Raw genomic sequence first — 16,741 nt, 5'->3', positions numbered from 1 at the left:
GAGGACTTCCCGCAGACCGACCTCGAACTGGTGGAGCTCCAGCCGTGAACCTCGAAGCCGTCGTCGCCTACTGCCTCGCCAAGCCCGGCGCCGAAGAGACCTACCCCTTCGGCGACCACGTCCTCGTCGCGAAAGTCGGCGGCAAGGGCTTCGCCTTCATCGGCCAGGACCCGCCCGGCAGCGTCGCCGTCAAGTGCGGGGCCACCCGGGAAGAGGCCGCCGGGCTCCGGGCTCGCTACCCGGGTGCCGTCAGCGTCATGGACTACCTCGGCCGCTACGGCTGGAACCGCGTCGAACTCGGCGCCGGGGTTCCGGACGCCGAGCTCGAAGAACTCGTCGATGCTTCCTACGACCGGGTCGTCCGGCGGTTGCCCAAGGCCGAGCGGCCCTGAGTCACTCCGGCGCGGGCGCACTCTCGTCCGGCTGCAGCATGCCGAAGACGTTGCCCTCGGTGTCCTTGCAGTACGCCAGCCAGCCCACGCCGGGAACCGGGTTCTTGGGCAGGGCCAGCGTTCCGCCCGCCCGGTTGACGTCGCCCAGTGCCTCGTCCAGGTTCGCCACGCCGATCGTGTTGACGAACCCGTGGACCGGGGCCGATGCCTCGGGTGCCGGACCCTGGCGGGGGAGGAGACCGCCGTCGATTCCGTCGCCTTCGCCGGTCGAGATCATCCAGTAGGGGACATCGCCCCAGCGCTCGAACTTCCAGCCGAACACCGCCGTGTAGAACGCCACCGCGCGTTCGGGGTCGCCCGCGTGGATTTCGAAGTGGACGGGACGAGGCATGCGCGCCTCCTCAGGCCGGGCCGTCAGGTGTGGTGAGAGTACGCCCGGCCTGAGAAAAGTTACAGCCGCGCCCGAGGCGTCAGGTCCGCGTCGAAGTCCGGGAAGGCCGCCGGAGCCGAGCGAAGAGCCAACGACGAAACCGGTGGCAGCCCGGCCCAGCGGCGGACCGTCGCCGTGGCCGCCGCCGCGTCGGCCGGGGCCAGCTGGGCGATCTTCGACCCGTGGTTGCCGCCCTGCACGTAGTACCGGTACGAATCGCGGCTGCCGAAGCCCAGCTCGAACGGCTCGGCGCCCCACGGGTCGTTCGAGCCGTACACGAACAGCAGGCGGGTGCCGCGGGACTTCACCCAGAAGTCGATGTCGGGCATCGCCGGGTAGTCGAAGCGCGGCAGGCGGATCGACGCCGGTACGAACGTCTTCGGCTGGTCGGCGCCGGGGTAGCGCAGCAGGTCGCGGAGGTAGCCGTCGTACGCCTCGGGCGAGCCCAGCTGCACCGCCGCCTGGTAGTAGTACGGGATGTAGGGCGCCAGGTCCTGGTCCGAGTAGGTGTTGAGGCTCTCGACCTTCTCGTACCAGGCGTAGACGTCCGCCGCGGGCGCGCCCGGCGGCGGCACCGTCGCGCAGTCCGACTGCTTCTGGTACTGCCAGAACGCGAAGTACGAGTCGATCACCGAGATCTCGAGGGACTTGTCGGCCGATCCGACGATCGAGAACGTCAGCCCGCGCTGCGCCGCGTCGGCCGCGGCGATCGCCCCCAGTTCGTCACGCCGCTTCAGCGCGTCGCGCTGGATCGCCTTCAGGGCGTCGCGGCACGCCGGGTCGTTGCCCACGCGCGAGAGGAACCGGTTGTAGACGTCGATCGGGTCGATGACGTCGTTGGGCGCGACGTACGGGATGGTCGCGTCGACGTCGTCGGGGAAGAACCGCCGGAAGTACGTGGCGGTCATGCCGCCCTTGCTGCCGCCGGTGGCCAGCCACTTGCCCGGGTAGATCGCCTTGAACGCCTGCACCGCGCGGTGCTCGTCCGCCGCCGCCTGCCAGATCGTCAGCTGCTTCGCCCAGTTCTCCGGCTCCGGCCGCGACGGCGTGAAGTAGCGGTACTCCATCGACAGCTGGTTGCCGTCGACGATCTGCGTCGGTTCCGAACGGTTCGGCGAGGCGCTGACGTTGTAGCCGCTCGTGAAGGCGACCGTGGGGGCGGCGAAGTCGCGGTGCAGCAGGGTGAACCGCTGCTGGAACGTGCCCGCGCCGGGGTGCCGGTGGTCGGCGGGCTGGGTGTAGGTCAGCTTGAAGAACCGGAACCCGGCCGGCGCCGCGTCCTCGGAAACGATCGTCAGCCCCGGGATCCGCTGCAGCTGTGCCTTGATGTCGGGCGCCGCCGCGGCCGCCGGCGCCAGGCCGGCCAGCGCGAGCAGGACCGCACCCGTGGTGAAAAGTCTGCGCATCGAGCACCCTCCCGGCTCACCGAACCCTCGGTGGGACCCTCACAGAACCGGCGCCGGTCGGCAATCGGCTGTCCGGGCGCAGAATGGGTCAGGATCCGACTTTCGAGGGGTGGCGCCGCGTCCTCAGGCGTGCGCAGTCGCGGGCATCATGCGAGTTGTCCGCGTGATCCGGGCCACGTTACGGTCCGAATCCGTAGGCACCGCCATCGAGCGAGGGGTCCGCCATGAAGGTTTCCGACTGCCCGACGACCCAGGTCGAGGTCCGCATCGCCGCGCGGCCGGCCGAGGTCTGGTCCTGGCTGCTGGACGTCGACCTGCCGGCCCGGTTCTCCACCGAGTTCCAGGGCGGCGGCTGGGTCGAGGGCGCCGAGCCCGGCCTCGGCGCGCGGTTCCGCGGCCGCAACTCCCACCCGGTCGCCGGGGAGTGGGAGACCGTCTCGACCGTCACCGGCTACGAGCCCGAGCGGCTGTTCGCGTGGGCCGTGATGGACGTGACGAACCCGGCCGCGTCGTGGCGCTTCGAGCTGGTCCCGGACGGCGACGGCACGATCCTGCGCCAGTGGGCGCAGATCGGCCCCGGCCCGTCCAACCTCACGACGATCATCGGCTCCATGCCCGAGCACGAAGAGGAAATCGTCGCGATGCGGCTCGGCGAGCTGCAGGCCAACATGCAGAAGACCGTCGACGGCATCAAGGCACTCGCCGAAAGCGGCGTGCACGCCGTCTAGCGGAGCACCCGGTCCACATAGGACTTGACGGCGGCGAGCGCTTCGGCGGACTGCCACAGCCGCTCCACCCGCGGGTCGTCCGAGTGGCGGTATTCGGCGATCCGCTCGTGGAACGGCTGCCGGATCTGGGCCTTGGTGTGGGCGAACGGTCCGGCGGGCAGGTCGCCGAGGCGGGCCGCGACGGCGACGGCGCGCTCGAGCACCTCCGCCGGCGGCGCCGGCTCGTCGGCCAGCCCGCGGGCCAAGGCCTCCGCACCGCCCCAGGTTCCACCCGAGTAGGTGAGCGACGGCAACTGTGCCGTCCCGTAGGCGCACCGCAGGATCTCCAGCGCGGCCAACGGGAACGGCAGCCCGACGAGCAGTTCGGTCACGCCGATCTTGCCGGCGCCCAGCACGCGGTGGTCGCAGGCCGCGGCGAGCACCGCGCCCCCGGCGACGGCGTGGCCGTTCAGCGCGGCGACCACCGGACGCGGGCAGCCGAACACCGCCAGCAGCGTGTCGGACAGCAGTGGCAGGAACTCCGCCACGTACGGTGCGCCGCCTTCGTCGAGCCGCTTGAGGTCGACGCCCGCGCAGAAGATGCCGCCGGTCCCGGTGAGCACCACGGCGCGGGCCTGTTCGGCCTCTTCGAGCCCCCGCACCAGCGCCCGGCACGAGTCCGTGTCGAGGGTGTTGCCCCCGCCGTGGTCGATCCGGAGCACGGCGACGTCGCGGTGGCTGTCCAGGGTGATCGTCACGGCCCGACCGTACCGCGGCCCGGGCGGGCCGGTCAGGCCCGGACGCTCAACCGGACGACGCCGAAGTGCTCCCGGCGCGCCAGCTCGGCGACCTCGTCGAGGGTCGGCAGCCGGCCGAGGGGGAACTTCAGGCCGATCGTGCGGGCGGCCCGGCGCATCCCCAGCTCGGTGATGCGGTCGGAGTAGATCTTCGCGACCTCGGTGACGTCCTCGACGAGCACGCCGCGCATCGGCGTCGTCCGGCCGGCGAACGTCACGTCGGCGTCCGCGCCGCCGCGGAAGTTGAGCCGCCAGCCCGCCGGTGTCAGCGCGCACAGCCCCTCGGCGTCGCGGTGCGCGGTGACCGGCACGCGGTAGTGCCGCCCGGTGCGGCGGCCGGCGAAGGCGAGCAGCATGAACTCGCCGACGCCGCGGCCGAGCGGACTGGGTAGCACCGCGCGGAGCACCACGTTGAGCGTCTTCACCAGCGGTGCGGGCGGCTGGTGCCATTCCACGGCGGTCATTTCCGCAGCGTACGCCGGTTGAAGACGTCAGCTGGTGATGTCTTTTTGAGCGAACCGGCGCCCCGCGTAGAGGAAGAACACCGTTCCGTAGATCGCCGCCGACAGCATGCCGCTCGCCAGGTTGGTCCAGTCGACGTCGGTCGAGATGAGGTCCATCCAGGAGAACGCGTAGTGCGTCGGCAGGTAGTTGCGGAGGCCCTCCAGCGCGGTGATCTGGTCGAGGATCTGCGACAGGATCGCCACCAGCACCGCGCCGCCGACCGCGCCGAGCGGGGCATCGGTCGACACGCTCAGCGCCAGCGCCAGCCCGGCCACCCAGGCCAGCTGCAGGATGATGTACACGGTGGACAGCCCGATGGCGAGCAGGCTGTCGCCGAAGGACACCGCGTCGCCGGTCGGGCTGATCGCGTCGCCCGCGCCGTACCAGAGCACCCCGACGCCGAGTGACACCAAGGGCAGCAGGACGAGCGCGAACGCCGACAGCAGCCCGGACACGATCGCCTTCTGCCGCAGCACCCGCTGCCGCGGCACCGGCACGGCCAGCAGGTACTTCAGGCTCGACCACGACGCCTCGCTCGCGATGGTGTCGCCGAAGAACAGCGCGACGATCATCGGCAACAGGAACGTCCCCGACACGAACAGCGCCAGCACGACGAAGTTCGGCGCGGACGCCGTGGCCAGGTCGACGAAGCCGCCGCTGCGCCGGTTCGGGCTGGACTGCCCGAGCTGGAACGCGATCACCAGGATGAACGGCAGGATCGCGACGAACCCGAGCAGGAACTGCGTGCGCCGCCGCTTGAGCTGGCGCCGCAGCTCGACGCCGAGCCGCAACGTCCGCCGGGCGCTGTAGCCCTCGACCGCGCCGTCCGGCCCGACACCCGCGTGCTCCTGCGACGCGAGGTCGCTCAGCTCGTCGAGCGCGTGCGGATCGGTGTGCACACCTTCACTCACGACGACTCATCTCCGACCAGTTGCAGGAACGCGTCTTCCAGCCGGCGCCGAGGCCCGGCCTGCTCCACCGCGACGCCGGCGCGCACCAGCGCGGCCACGCCTTCGGCCCGCGGCAGTTCGCCGAGGTTCGCGTGCACGAGCTCGCCCTCGACGTCGACGTCGATGACCCCGCTGAGCGCCTTCAGCGCCGCCGCGGCCGCGGCCGGGTCGTCGACCCGGAACGTCGCCTCGCCGCCGGCCGCGGCCAGCTCGCCGACCTCGCCCGAGGCGACCAGTGAGCCGCGGTGCATGACCACGACGTGCGTGCAGGTCTGCTCGACCTCGGCCAGCAGGTGGCTGGACACCACCACGGTCCGGCCGGTCGCGGCGTACCGCTGCAGCACCTCGCGCATCTGGTGGATCTGGGGCGGGTCGAGCCCGTTGGTCGGTTCGTCGAGCACCATCAGCTCCGGCAGGCCGAGCATCGCCTGGGCGATCGCCAGCCGCTGCCGCATGCCCTGGCTGTAGGTCCGCACGCGGCGCTCGACCGCGTTGCCGAGCCCGGCGATCTCCAGCGCCTCCCCGAAGTGCGCCTTGTCCGCCGGACGTCCGGTCGAAGCCCAGTACAGCTCGAGGTTCGCCCGCCCGGACAGGTGCGGCAGGAAGCCGGACCCTTCGACGAACGAGCCGATCCGCGAGAGCACCGGGGCACCCGCGGTGATCTTGTGCCCGAACACCCGGATGTGGCCCTGCGTCGGCGTGATCAGGCCCATCAGCATCCGCAGGGTCGTCGTCTTGCCCGCGCCGTTCGGCCCGAGCAGGCCGAGCACCTGGCCCGGCTCGACGCGGAAGGACAGGTCCTTCACCGCGACGAACCCGCCCGGGTACTCCTTGCGCAGCCCCTCGATGACCAGCGGCGTGGTGGCGAGCTCCGGATCCGCGTCGGTGGCGCGACGGCGGCGCAAGGCCGCGAAGAGCACCGCGGCGAGGCCGATCGCCAGCGTCACGCCGATGCCCACCAGCTGCCCGACCGGGGCCGGGGAACCGACCGACGTCCCGGGCACGACGGGCACGGCCAGCGCGGCGCCGCCGGCGAGCCCGATCCGGAACACCGCGGGCGCGGCCGGCGCGGCGAACGCCTGGTCGGTGGTGCCGACGACGAGCCGCAGCGAGTGGCCGCCCTCGATCGGCCGGACGATGCCGGGCAACGTCACGGTGACGTCGACCGGCGTGCCGTCGGCGGGCAGCCCGCTCACCCGGAACGGCGCGATGGCGTTGGCCGGCAGGACGCGCGAGCCGTCCGGCCCGACGTCGTAGAGCTTCGCGAACAGCACCGCATCCGGCTGGGGGTGCGCCGGGTCCGCGGCGACCTGCAGCCGCACGGTGGAGGCGCCGCTGATGACGACCTGGCCGTCGAACGCGGCGGTGGTGAACTGCGCGGCCTGGCCGGGCGGGTCGTTGCTGAACAGCGCGCCGAGCCGCGACGTGCTGCTCGCGACGCCGTTGAGCCCGGGGATCCCGCTGACCGCCGACGGGTTCGCCCCGGCCGGGCGCACCACCGGCTGCGCGGGCCCGGCGAGCGCCAGCAGCCGCCGCTCGGTCGCCGGCCCGGTCAGCCCGGGGTAGGCGGCCGCGTTGACCGTGCGGACCGACGGCGTCCCGTTGGCGCGCAACGTGCCCTGGACGTCGTAGCTGAACCCGGTGCCCGGGTCGCCGCCGTCCAGCGCCGTCTTCAGGAAGTCGCCGATCTTGGCGCGCAGCTGCGGGCCGGGCTTGCCGCCGTCGTGGCCGCCGGTGTACCAGATGGTCTTGACCTTGCCGCCCGCCGCGGTGATCTGCCGGGCGGTCGCGTCGGACTGGTCGAGGCCGAACAGCGTGTCGCTCTCGCCCTGCACCAGCAGCGTCGGCACGGTGATCTTGCTCGTCACGGAGGCGGGGGAGACGCGGCGCAGCAGGTCGACGCTCGCCTGGCTCGCCTGCCCGGTGGTGCCGAGTTCGGTGTAGGCGCGGCAGACCGCCGCGGTGAACCGGCCACACGGGTCGGCCGGCGCACTCCGCGGCCCGCCCGCGCCCGGCGGCCCGGCGGGCAGCGCGGCCCCCGCGGCGGCGGTCCCGGCGGCGCCGGTCGATCCGGTGTCGGTCTCCTGGCCGGCTTCCGGTGCTTCGGCCGACGGCGAGCCGCTCGCCGCGGCGCCCGAACCGGCCGAGAAGAAGATGCCGGCCCAGCTCTTCTTGAAGACGCCGTCGGGCGAAAAGGCGCCGGCGGACGGAGTGCCCGCGGCCGTGGACGCGGGGGTCGCCGCGTTCGGGACCAGGCCCTGGGCGAGGTCGTTGTAGGTGATCATGGGCGCGATCGCGTCGACGCGCTTGTCCGTGCCGGCCAGCAGCAGCGACAGCGCGCCGCCGTAGGAGCCCCCGGTGACGGCGATCTTCGGGTCGCCGCCCGCGTCGAGCGTCACCTGGTGCTGCGCCACGAGCCGGTCGATCAGGCGGCTCGCGTCGGCGACCTCGCCGTCCGGGTCGTTGAGCCCGATCTTGCCGGTGCTCTTGCCGAAGCCGCGCGCGGACCACGTCATCACGACGAAGCCCTTCCGGGCGAGCTCGCGGGCGTCGTCGGCGACGCTGTTCTTGTCCCCGCCGAAGCCGTGCGCGAGCAGTACCGCGGGCGCGGGCACGGTCGCGGGGAGGTAGGTGGTCGTGTCGATCTTGACCTGCTCGGCCGAGCCGGGAGCGGCGGGCAGGTCGAGCAGCGCGTCCTGGGTGGGCACGGCGGGCGGGGCCGTGTCGCGCGTCGCCCAGAGGACGGTCGCGGCGGCGAGCACCACCACGACGGCGCCGAGCGCCGTGAGACGGGCTCGGCGGGTGCGCGGGAGCGGGAGTCGGGGCACGACGTGACCGTAGGTGAAGTTTCCTGAGAGTGTGCTCCGCGGCTCACAGTGATCACACGCCCGGGACCACCTGGTGGACCGAAGTGACCGGAATTACACGACCAACACGGTGACGTGGGCGATCTCGGCTGGCGTTCCGGCGGGGGGAACCTGCACACTGGAGCCGCTGTGAGGGGAGTATTCCTTCGCGGCGGTGTCGTCAGCACGGTGGCCTTGCGTCCCCCGGCACCGTCGGCCGGTGGTTCCACCGGCGGGAGAGACCTCCGGTTAGTTGCTGCTGCGCACTATCCGGAGGTTCGAGTTCCATGACTGTCCCCCTGTGGCTGTGGATCGCCACGATCGGTGGCCTGCTCGCGCTGATCGCGCTGGATCTGGTCATCGTCGATCGCAAGCCGCACGAAGTGACCACGGGGGAAGCGGCTCGCTGGGTCATCTTCTACGTCTCGTGCGCGATCGTCTTCGGCATCGGCGTGTGGGTCTTCGCCGGGCACGACCCGGGTGTCGAGTTCTTCACCGGGTACATCACCGAGTACTCGCTGAGCGTCGACAACCTGTTCATCTTCATGATCATCATGGGCTCGTTCAAGGTGCCCGCCATCCACCAGCACCGCGTGCTCCTGGTCGGGATCCTGCTCGCGCTGGCCATGCGGAGCGTCTTCATCGCCATCGGCGCCGCGCTGATCGCGCAGTTCGTCTGGGTGTTCTTCCTCTTCGGCGCGATCCTGATCTGGACCGCGATCAGCATGGTGCGCGGCAAGGGTGAGGACGAGGAGTACCACGAGAACGCCGTCACCCGGCAGGTCCGCCGGTTCGCCCCGGTGACCGACGACTACCACGGCCACAAGTACACGGTGAAGATCGACGGCAAGCGGATGATCACGCCGATGCTGCTGGTGATCGTGGCCATCGGCTCCGCGGACCTGCTGTTCGCCGTCGACTCGATCCCGGCGATCTTCGGCATCACCCAGGAGGCGTTCCTCGTCTTCACCGCCAACGCGTTCGCGCTGATGGGCCTGCGGCAGCTGTACTTCCTGCTCGGCGGCCTGGTGACGAAGCTCGTGTACCTCAGCTACGGCCTCGCGTTCATCCTCGCCTTCATCGGGGCGAAGCTGTTCCTGCACGCCTTGCACGAGTACCACGTCGTGCCGGACTGGCTGGACATCAACAACTGGGTCTCCCTCGGCGTGATCATCGTCGTGCTGTCGGTGACCACGGTGGCCAGCCTGGCCAAGGCCCGGCGCGACGAGCGCAAGCAGGTCGCCGCGTAAGACCTGGCCGAACTCGTTCGCACCGCTAAGGAATTCGGGTACGGTCGGGACGTGCGTCCTGCCGACATCGAAGCCCTCGTCGTCCTCGGCCGTCCCGCCCTGCGCGGGAACCTGCTGCTCACGGCGTTGAAGAGACCGGATCTCCAGGCGAACGCCACGCACAGTGCGGTGCGGCGCGTGTCGCTCGACGGTGGTGAGGCCGCGTGGACCCACGGTCCGCGCGACTCCGCCCCGGCCATCTCGCCGGACGGGCGCTGGGTGGCGTTCCTCCGCGCGGGGGAGGGCCAGGGCGCCGACGGCAGCCCGCAGTTGCACGTGATGCCGTCGGACGGCGGGGAAGCCCGCCGGCTGACGTCGCTGCACCTCGGGGCCGGAGAACCGGTGTGGGCGCCGGACTCGCGGCGGATCGCGTTCACCGCCCGCGTGCCCGAGGCCGGCCGCTACGGCACGCCGGACGCCGACGGCGAGACGCCGGAGCCGGCCGCCGAGGCCCCGCGCCGGATCACGCGGATGGACTACCGGATCGACGACGTCGGGTTCCTGCGCGACCGCATGCAGCGGCTGTTCGTCGTCGACGCCGTCGCGACGCTCGAGCCCGGGGAGCTCGAGCCGCTGACCGGCGACGGGTTCGACGCGGCCCACCCGGCCTGGACGCCGGATGGCACGCGCGTGGTGTTCACGGCGCCGCCGGACTGGGGCGCGGCCGAGAGCGACTCGCGTGACATCTGCGCGATCTCCGCCGAGGGCGGCGAGCCCGAGGTCGTCGTGCGGTGCGAAGGCTACTCGGAGCGGCCGGCGTTCGGCACCGATGGCACGTTGTTCTACTTCGGACAGTCCTTCGAAGAGCACCACGAAGCCGCGCCCACCGGGCTCTACGCGGCGACGCCCGAATTCGGAGCGGGCCCGGTGAAGGCCCGGCGGCTCACCGACGCCGAGACGGTGGACTGCGAAACCGCGGCGGGTCCGCCGGCGCCTCGCGGGGACGACGTGCTGGTGGCCGTCCGCCACCGCGGCGCGGTGGAACTGCGCGCGGTCGGCGTCGACGCGACCGAGGCCCCGCTGGCCGACCTCGCGGTGGTCTACGCGGACCAGGCCGCGGTCCGGTCGTTCACGCTGGACGGCTCGGTGCTGGCGGCGGTGATCGCCACGCCGTCGACCGCCGGGGAGGTCGTGCTGCTCGGCGACGGCGACCCGCGGGTGCTGACCGATTACTCGAAGCCGTTGCGGGACAAGGGCATCCGGCCGATGATCGAGCTGGAGACCACCGCCCCGGACGGCTACCCGGTGCACGGCTGGCTGGTGCTGCCCGAGGGCGAGGGCCCGCACCCGGTGCTGCGCGTGGTGCACGGCGGCCCGTTCACCCAGCAGGAGTGGGCGGTGTTCGACGAGGCGCAGGTGTACGCGTCGGCGGGCTACGCGGTGGTGGTCGGCAACCCGCGCGGGTCGGCGGGGTACGGGCAGACGCACGGCCACGCGATCACGCACGGCTTCGGCACGGTCGACGTCGACGACGTCCTGGCGCTGCTCGACAAGGCGCTCGAACGCCCGGACCTGGACGCCTCCCGCGTGGGCATCATGGGCGGCTCGTACGGTGGGTTCATGACGAGCTGGCTGGCCGCTCACCACGGCGAGCGCTTCAAGGCGGCGTGGAGCGAGCGCGCGGTCAACGCGTGGGACTCGATGGTCGGCAGCTCCGACATCGGCTACTTCTTCGTCGACGCCTACATCGGCTCCTCGCCGGAAGTCCAGCGCGACCGTTCACCGCTTTCGTACGCGGCGCAGATCAAGATCCCGTTCGCCGTGGTGCATTCGGAGCAGGACTGGCGCTGCCCGCTGGAGCAGGCGGAGCGGATGTTCGTGGCCCTGCGCCGGGCCGGCGCGCCCGCCGAGATGCTCGTGTTCCCCGGCGAAGGCCACGAGCTGAGCCGGTCCGGCCGCCCACGGCACCGCGTCCAGCGCTTCGAAGCGATCCTCGAGTGGTGGTCGCGGCACCTGTGATGCGCGGGCTGGTCTGCTTCGACGTCGACGGGACCCTCGTGCCCGGCACGAGCTCGTGCGCGTGGGTGGCCGCCGCGCTGGGCCACGAGGCCGAGCTCGTCGCGGCCGAAGCGGCCTACGTCGCGGGCCGGATGACCAACCAGGAGGCGTCGGTGATCGACGCCCGCGGCTGGGCCGGGCACACCGAAGCCGAGATCGCGACGCGGCTCGAGACGTTGCCGCTGGTCGACGGGATCGCCGAAACGGTGGCGTGGTGCCACGACCACGGCCTGCGCCCGATCCTGACGACGCTCGCGTGGACGCCGGTGGGGCGCATGCTCGCCGGGCGGTTCGGGTTCGCCGCGTACTGCGGGCCGGTGCCGGAGGCCGAGGACGGGCGCTACACCGGCCGGGTCGCCGAGCACCTCGACGAGTACGGCAAGCGCGACTTCGCGCTCTCGCAGGGCTTCGCGCCGCAGCGGTGTGCCGCGGTCGGGGACAGCCGGTCCGATCTGCCGCTCTTCGCGGCCGTCGGGACGAGCATCGGCTTCAACGCGGCTCCGGCCGCCCGCGCCGTCGCGACCCACGTCGTCGACGGCCCGGACCTGCGGGCGATCATCCCGGTGCTGGCGGCTCAGTTCAGCAGCGTGTAGTTCAGCTCTTCGCAGACCCGGCCCAGCGGGACGTCCAGGCCCGGGTGGTCCAGCGGCAGCAGCACGTCCGGCGCGATCGGGAGCGCGGCGCCCGCGGGCGGGTCCCACAGGCAGATCGCGGGGTCGCCGGAGTCCATCGACGAGCGGTACCAGAGGCCGTCGAGATCGCTGAACGCGCCGCGGATCGCGCGGGCCCACGCCTGCGTCAGCTTCTTCGGGCCGCTGGAAATCTCCTGCGATGCGCCGACCCGCGTCGGCCAGAGGCCGGTCAGGTCGAGCAGGCGCAGGGTGCGCGTCGGGCGGACGACGACCAGCCGGGGACCGCGGGTGCGGCGGTCGACCGTCGAGCTGGTCTGGAAGACCTCGGCGACCGACGTGCGCACGGTGAGACCGAAGTAGAGGACGCCGTTGGCGGGATCGGTGACCGGCGCGCCGCCGCGGCCGGGCGACTGCTGGTCGAAGCGGCCGTGCGGGAGCGGGCCGGTGTAGCGGAACGAGTTCCACTGCTGGGGGTGGTTGCCGTGCGCGGTGAAGATCCGTACGAGCCTGGTCGCGGGCTGGACCGTCACCACGTCGTCGGCGCGGTTCAGCTGCCGGACCAGGACGGATCGGGCGGGCGGCAGCGGGAGCCGGGCCATGGGTCGGTGGTGGTCCGTCCTTGTCGGTGATCTTGCTCGGGAGGGTCCAGCCTAGAGCGGCGTGCCGAGCGTGGCGATGAGGCGGGCGACGTGGTCCGGGTCACCACCGGAGAGGAGCCATTGGCGCGGGGTCGCGGGCTGCTCGTTGATCACCAGATCGGCCTGCGGAGTGCTCATGAAGGCGGCGACGACGAGAGCGGGCTGGTCGCCGGGCAGGGCTTTGAGGACGACTTCCAGGCCGGGCAGCACGCCCGAGCCGGCGAATTGCCAGGCGGGGAGCCGCCACCCGCCGTCCTTCCAGCCGGTCAGCCGCCCTTCCTTGAGGCGGTGCCGGATCCGGCTGTCGTCGACCCCGAGGGTCTTGGCCGCCTCGTTGACGCTGAGGGCCCCTTCGGCGAGCACGGCGTGGGCGGCGACGGTGCGTGCCCTGAAGTCGGGTTCGTCCTCCCGCCGCGGCGAGAGATCCAGCCCGACGTCGGTGAGCGCGGCGCGCTGATCGGCCGAGAAGTAGTGCGACGGATCCGGATTCGGTGGGGACAGTCTGCGCGCCGCGTCTTCGACGAGAGTGAGGAACTCATTCGCGTCGACCTTCAGGCCCGCCTTGGCGAGGATGTTCTCCAGCGCTACAGACATGTGGCTCAGATTAACCCGAAACAGCGCGGGTGTGCGGGTTCGTGCGGTTTCGTGCCCTGTCTGTGGGTGAATTCACCAGAGATCGACACTCAGGGCACATCATCCAACACGTTGAGTAGGCAACTTCCGGTCAGTTTCCCCGGATGGGCGGCACTTGTCCAGCCCCCGCCCGGGCTTGACACTGCGTGCCCGCGGACCTACGTTCCGGATGAGTAAACGATTTCCGCTCCGTGCTCACAGACCTCCGGCGCTCCGGCGCCGGTGGTGGGGGACACAGGGGGTGGGGCGTGCCTGGGGGCCCGGCACGAGCCGGCCCCTCAGGCACGTCGCTCTCGGCGCCTCTGCCGGCACGCGGGGCGACTCTCCGGGCTTGCCAGCCGACCTTCTGGGTGCGCGGCCCGCCCCTCCCGCGCGCTGGTGGACTTCCGGTGCGCCAGTCGACCTTCTGGGCATGCGGCCCCCCTCCGGGCGCGCTGGTCGACTTCCGGGCGCGCGGACCGGCACTCTGGGGGCGGGGCGACTTTCTCCGTGCGCCGGCCGGCCCTGCTGGGCGTGCGGGCGAGCTTCTGGGTGTGTGGGCCGACCCTGCTGGGCGTGCGGGCGACCTTCTGGATGCGTGGCCGACCCCTCCGGGCGCGCCGGCCGACTCTCCAGGCACGCGGCCCGCCCCTTTGGGTGGGCCGGCCGACCTGCCCAGGGGCGAACCGGCCCGGCGGCCGCGCCCCGGGGCGTCAGCGGCGGGAGCTCTTCCGGACGATCAGCCGGGCTTCGAGCGTCGTCGTCGTTGTGTCGCGGCTGCTGTCCGTGATGCGGGCCAGCAGGAGCTGGGCCGCCACCCGGCCGACTTCGTACGCCGGCTGGGCGACCACCGTCAGAGGTGGGTCGACGAGCGTTGTCCAGGGTGCGTCGTCGAACGAAACGATGCCCACGTCTCGGCCCGGGCGCAGCCCGCGAGCCGCGAGGGCCTCCAGCACTCCGATCGCCATCGTGCTGTTCGCGACCAGCAGCGCGTCCGGCGGCGATGGCTCGTCGAGCAGTTCCAGCGCCGCCAGCCGGGCGCCCTCCGCGCGGTATTCCCCCCGGCGGAACAGGACGTTCTCCGCACCCACGACGTCGGCGTACCCCGCCAGGCGGTCTTCGGCCGTGCGGACGCCCGGCGGCCCGGTCAGGCAGCCGACGCGCCGGTAGCCGCCGGCGAGCAGGTGCCGGGTGGCTTCGGCGGCCGCGTGACGGGTGTCGACCAGCACTTGGTCGCCCTCCGCGGCCTGCAACGGCCGGTCCACCGCCACCAGCGGTGTGCCCTGGCGGCGGAGGCCCTCGACGTTCGTCGACCGGCCGGTCGGCGACAGCACCACGCCGGCGACGCGCTCCTGCAGCGCGACCTCGATGTAGCGCCGCTCCTTGTCCTCGTTTTCATCCGAATTACACAGCACCACCGAATACCCGGACCGCTGCGCGAGGTCCTCGACGCCCCGCGCGATGGCGGTGAAGAACGGGTTCTCGACGTCGGAGATGATCAGCGCGAGCACCGCGGTCTCCTGCCGGCGGAGGTTCCGGGCCAACCCGTTCGGGTGATACCCGAGCTCGGCGGCCGCTTCCTGGACCCGGGCGGCGAGCGTGGGGTCCACAGTGGACTTTCCGTTGAGCGCGCGCGACACGGTCGCCGTGGAGACGCCGGCTCTCGCCGCGACGTCGCTGATGGTGGCCACACGCCCTCCCTGATCACTCGTCGAGGGGGAGGATAGCGCTCTTGGTAGTCGTTTACCGTCCGCTTACCTTTTTGGGTGAACAGCCACTTCCGGTTGACCGCAAGAGTTACGCCGAACGGAGTCGATCACGCACCGCAGCGTCCACAGTGGAGGGTCCGCGGAAGTAGCGGCGCGGCGTGAGACCGGTCAGCGCCCGGCACTCCCGGCCGAGGTGCGCTTGATCGGCATACCCCGCGGCGGCCGCCAGCGCGGCCAGGCCCGGGACGTGCGGAGCGAGCGCAACGGCCCGCTGGAACCGGCTGACCCGGAGGTAGGTGGCCGGCCCGTACCCGACGGCTTGGACGAACCGCCGCCGCAGCCGCCGCTCGCTCACCGCGGCGGACAGGACGGGATCTTCGACCCGGGCGACGACGACCGCCGCCCGCCCCACGCCGGCTCCGGCGAACCCGGCGGCGCTGGTTGCGGCTGGAGGTGGGGTAAGGAGCGCTGGTGCCGCTTCGCTGCCGCTGCCTGCGAATGGGGCGGCGCTGGTTGCGGCTGGAGGTGGGGTCAGGATGGTTGGTGCCGCTTCGCGGCCGACGGCGAATGGGCTGCCGCTCGCCGTGACGTGGCCGACCATGGCGCCGGGTCGCGCTGCTTCCTCGCCAGCGTTCCCGAGCGGGTTCCCGGCGATGCTCGTGCGGCATTCTTCGCCGGCCCTCGTTGGTGCCGCCTCCTCTCCGGATCGCCTGATCAACCCCGCCGCCGCTTCGCCGACCCGGGCCACTCCCGCGTCCAGCCGGGCGATCAGCTCCGCCACCGCCAGATCCTCCGGCGGCAACTCCCCGAGCCGGCCGGCCACCGCCTCGGCCGGCGATACCTCCCCGGCCGCCAACCTCTCCGCCAGCGACCTTCCCCACAGCTCACCGATCGGCACCCGCCGATCACGCAACTCGTCCGCCGCCACGCCCAGGGCCGCCGCCGCGCGGCCCGGCCGGAACCGGATCCCGCTCAGCACCGCTTGCGGACGCGACTCCGATGACCACGCCGTCGTGTCCGGGCCGGCCACGAACGCCGCACCGTCGCCGACGACCAGGTCCACGCAGCCGTCCGGGACGATCCTCTTCGGGCCCTCCGAAGCCGATCGCCACACGCATTTCGCCACGCCTCGCAGCACCAACGGCGCTGCCGCCTCTTCGTACACACCCCGATCATCCCCCGCGGGTCCGACAAAATCCGGCGAAGTCCGGCGCCTCGGGAGACCCCCGTCCGGGTGAACATCGAACTTCCCGCGAAGAGCTGCTAACGCCCCGTCAGGTCACGGCGAGATATAGGTCGACGCACTCGACGGAAGTGCGCGCGACGAGAGAAGACCTCTCCATGGGCGTTTCCACCGCGACCCGGGCCCAGCGCGACTGCGCCGGGCGGGCTCGGCCGGCCGGCAGCTTCGTCGTCGTCCTCGGGGTGCTCGCCGCGGCCTTCGCGGTGACCGTCTACGTCGTGCCCCGGTCCGCGCGCGGCCCCGGCAGCGAAGAGCCCGCCGCCGCGCCGGTCGCTCCGGCCGCGGTCCGCACCGTCAACCACAGCGTCGTCTACGAACTGCTCGGCGCGCACGGCGCCCGCAACGTCACCTACGCCGCCGCGGGCTCGGTGCTGACCCAGCACGCCGAGGTCGCGACGCCGTGGTCCACGCAGTTCACCCGGGTCGGCCCCGCCGGCCGCACCGAGTTCTACAGCATCGCCGCCCGCAACCCCGGGCCCGGCGCGCTGCGGTGCCGGATCGTCGTCGACGGCGTCGTCGTCGCCGAGAAGACCGAGACCGAGCCGGACCGCCTCTTCAGCTGCGCCGTCTGAGCGGCAGGATCGGCGG

16 protein-coding genes are annotated in these 16,741 nt (G+C 72.3%); 6 read left to right on the top strand and 10 right to left on the bottom strand.

Going from position 1 to position 16,741, the window contains the following annotated elements:
* Nucleotides 1-44: 44 nt before the first annotated feature.
* The gene (locus ACFVYA_RS17130; RefSeq protein WP_387045967.1) at nt 45-392 is read left to right on the top strand and encodes an MmcQ/YjbR family DNA-binding protein; all 348 of its coding nucleotides are present in this window, start codon (nt 45-47) and stop codon (nt 390-392) included.
* A gap of 1 nt (nt 393) precedes the next feature.
* On the opposite strand, the gene ACFVYA_RS17125 is transcribed toward ACFVYA_RS17130, so the two are convergent.
* Together ACFVYA_RS17125 and ACFVYA_RS17120 are read right to left on the bottom strand one after the other, a co-directional pair.
* Nucleotides 394-783: a VOC family protein gene (locus ACFVYA_RS17125; protein ID WP_387045965.1), complete on the bottom strand. Its 390-nt coding sequence runs from the start codon at nt 781-783 to the stop codon at nt 394-396.
* Between the two features lie 59 nt (nt 784-842).
* The gene (locus tag ACFVYA_RS17120; protein WP_387045963.1) at nt 843-2,228 is read right to left on the bottom strand and encodes a S28 family serine protease; all 1,386 of its coding nucleotides are present in this window, start codon (nt 2,226-2,228) and stop codon (nt 843-845) included.
* A gap of 224 nt (nt 2,229-2,452) precedes the next feature.
* On the opposite strand from ACFVYA_RS17120, the gene ACFVYA_RS17115 reads away from it, so the two are divergent.
* The gene (locus tag ACFVYA_RS17115; protein WP_285993354.1) at nt 2,453-2,956 is read left to right on the top strand and encodes an SRPBCC family protein; all 504 of its coding nucleotides are present in this window, start codon (nt 2,453-2,455) and stop codon (nt 2,954-2,956) included.
* Here ACFVYA_RS17115 and ACFVYA_RS17110 read toward each other — a convergent pair.
* From ACFVYA_RS17110 to ACFVYA_RS17095, 4 genes are read right to left on the bottom strand one after another with little or no spacing between them, the layout of a single operon-like run.
* Entirely contained in the window at nt 2,953-3,693 is a 741-nt protein-coding gene (locus ACFVYA_RS17110) for an enoyl-CoA hydratase/isomerase family protein (protein ID WP_387045959.1), read from the bottom strand. The genes ACFVYA_RS17115 and ACFVYA_RS17110 overlap by 4 nt on opposite strands.
* A gap of 32 nt (nt 3,694-3,725) precedes the next feature.
* Entirely contained in the window at nt 3,726-4,196 is a 471-nt protein-coding gene (locus tag ACFVYA_RS17105; protein WP_285993352.1) for a hypothetical protein, read from the bottom strand.
* A gap of 27 nt (nt 4,197-4,223) precedes the next feature.
* Nucleotides 4,224-5,147 (bottom strand): ABC transporter permease, encoded by a 924-nt coding sequence (locus ACFVYA_RS17100; protein WP_387045957.1) that lies wholly within the window; start codon nt 5,145-5,147, stop codon nt 4,224-4,226.
* Nucleotides 5,144-8,014: an alpha/beta fold hydrolase gene (locus tag ACFVYA_RS17095; RefSeq protein ID WP_387045955.1), complete on the bottom strand. Its 2,871-nt coding sequence runs from the start codon at nt 8,012-8,014 to the stop codon at nt 5,144-5,146. The genes ACFVYA_RS17100 and ACFVYA_RS17095 overlap by 4 nt, the downstream gene beginning before the upstream one ends.
* 305 nt (nt 8,015-8,319) lie before the next feature.
* Here ACFVYA_RS17095 and ACFVYA_RS17090 point away from each other — a divergent pair, with 305 nt between their 5' ends.
* Genes ACFVYA_RS17090 through ACFVYA_RS17080 form a run of 3 tightly spaced genes read left to right on the top strand, consistent with a single transcriptional unit; the run spans nt 8,320 to nt 11,912 of the window.
* Nucleotides 8,320-9,282: a TerC family protein gene (locus tag ACFVYA_RS17090; RefSeq protein WP_387045953.1), complete on the top strand. Its 963-nt coding sequence runs from the start codon at nt 8,320-8,322 to the stop codon at nt 9,280-9,282.
* A gap of 51 nt (nt 9,283-9,333) precedes the next feature.
* On the top strand, nt 9,334-11,280 hold the full coding sequence (locus ACFVYA_RS17085; protein ID WP_387045951.1) for a S9 family peptidase: 1,947 nt from the start codon (nt 9,334-9,336) through the stop codon (nt 11,278-11,280).
* Nucleotides 11,262-11,912 carry an HAD family hydrolase gene (locus ACFVYA_RS17080; protein WP_387045948.1) on the top strand — a complete coding sequence of 217 codons (651 nt, stop codon included), beginning with the start codon at nt 11,262-11,264 and terminating at the stop codon, nt 11,910-11,912. The genes ACFVYA_RS17085 and ACFVYA_RS17080 overlap by 19 nt, the downstream gene beginning before the upstream one ends.
* Here the strand turns inward: ACFVYA_RS17080 and ACFVYA_RS17075 are convergent.
* From ACFVYA_RS17075 to ACFVYA_RS17060, 4 genes are all read right to left on the bottom strand, one after another.
* On the bottom strand, nt 11,894-12,550 hold the full coding sequence (locus ACFVYA_RS17075; protein ID WP_004558748.1) for an RES family NAD+ phosphorylase: 657 nt from the start codon (nt 12,548-12,550) through the stop codon (nt 11,894-11,896). The two genes, ACFVYA_RS17080 and ACFVYA_RS17075, sit on opposite strands and share 19 nt — an antisense overlap.
* A 51-nt stretch (nt 12,551-12,601) precedes the next feature.
* On the bottom strand, nt 12,602-13,183 hold the full coding sequence (locus tag ACFVYA_RS17070) for a DNA-binding protein (protein WP_285993346.1): 582 nt from the start codon (nt 13,181-13,183) through the stop codon (nt 12,602-12,604).
* Nucleotides 13,184-13,914: 731 nt separating this feature from the next.
* Nucleotides 13,915-14,892 (bottom strand): LacI family DNA-binding transcriptional regulator, encoded by a 978-nt coding sequence (locus tag ACFVYA_RS17065; protein ID WP_387045945.1) that lies wholly within the window; start codon nt 14,890-14,892, stop codon nt 13,915-13,917.
* Nucleotides 14,893-14,998: 106 nt separating this feature from the next.
* Nucleotides 14,999-16,075 (bottom strand): helix-turn-helix domain-containing protein, encoded by a 1,077-nt coding sequence (locus ACFVYA_RS17060; protein WP_387045944.1) that lies wholly within the window; start codon nt 16,073-16,075, stop codon nt 14,999-15,001.
* 176 nt (nt 16,076-16,251) lie between these two features.
* Between ACFVYA_RS17060 and ACFVYA_RS17055 the strand changes: the two genes are divergently transcribed.
* Complete coding sequence (locus ACFVYA_RS17055; RefSeq protein ID WP_387045942.1) at nt 16,252-16,725, top strand: MmpS family transport accessory protein; 474 nt, start codon at nt 16,252-16,254, stop codon at nt 16,723-16,725.
* Nucleotides 16,726-16,741: the final 16 nt, after the last annotated feature.

Origin of the sequence: Amycolatopsis sp. NPDC058278 (genome assembly GCF_042881395.1) — a bacterium.
Lineage (GTDB): Bacteria > Actinomycetota > Actinomycetes > Mycobacteriales > Pseudonocardiaceae > Amycolatopsis.
The sequence above is the reverse complement of the archived record's forward strand: the minus strand, read 5'-3'. Positions and strand labels throughout refer to the sequence as shown.

Bases quoted from the DNA above. Each gene is read 5' to 3' on its own strand.
- ACFVYA_RS17090 (WP_387045953.1), top strand. From the start codon at position 8,320: ATGACTGTCCCCCTGTGGCTGTGGATCGCCACGATCGGTGGCCTGCTC.
- ACFVYA_RS17125 (WP_387045965.1), bottom strand. From the start codon at position 783: ATGCCTCGTCCCGTCCACTTCGAAATCCACGCGGGCGACCCCGAACGC.
- ACFVYA_RS17115 (WP_285993354.1), top strand. From the start codon at position 2,453: ATGAAGGTTTCCGACTGCCCGACGACCCAGGTCGAGGTCCGCATCGCC.
- ACFVYA_RS17075 (WP_004558748.1), bottom strand. From the start codon at position 12,550: ATGGCCCGGCTCCCGCTGCCGCCCGCCCGATCCGTCCTGGTCCGGCAG.
- ACFVYA_RS17070 (WP_285993346.1), bottom strand. From the start codon at position 13,183: ATGTCTGTAGCGCTGGAGAACATCCTCGCCAAGGCGGGCCTGAAGGTC.
- ACFVYA_RS17055 (WP_387045942.1), top strand. From the start codon at position 16,252: ATGGGCGTTTCCACCGCGACCCGGGCCCAGCGCGACTGCGCCGGGCGG.
- ACFVYA_RS17105 (WP_285993352.1), bottom strand. From the start codon at position 4,196: ATGACCGCCGTGGAATGGCACCAGCCGCCCGCACCGCTGGTGAAGACG.
- ACFVYA_RS17120 (WP_387045963.1), bottom strand. From the start codon at position 2,228: ATGCGCAGACTTTTCACCACGGGTGCGGTCCTGCTCGCGCTGGCCGGC.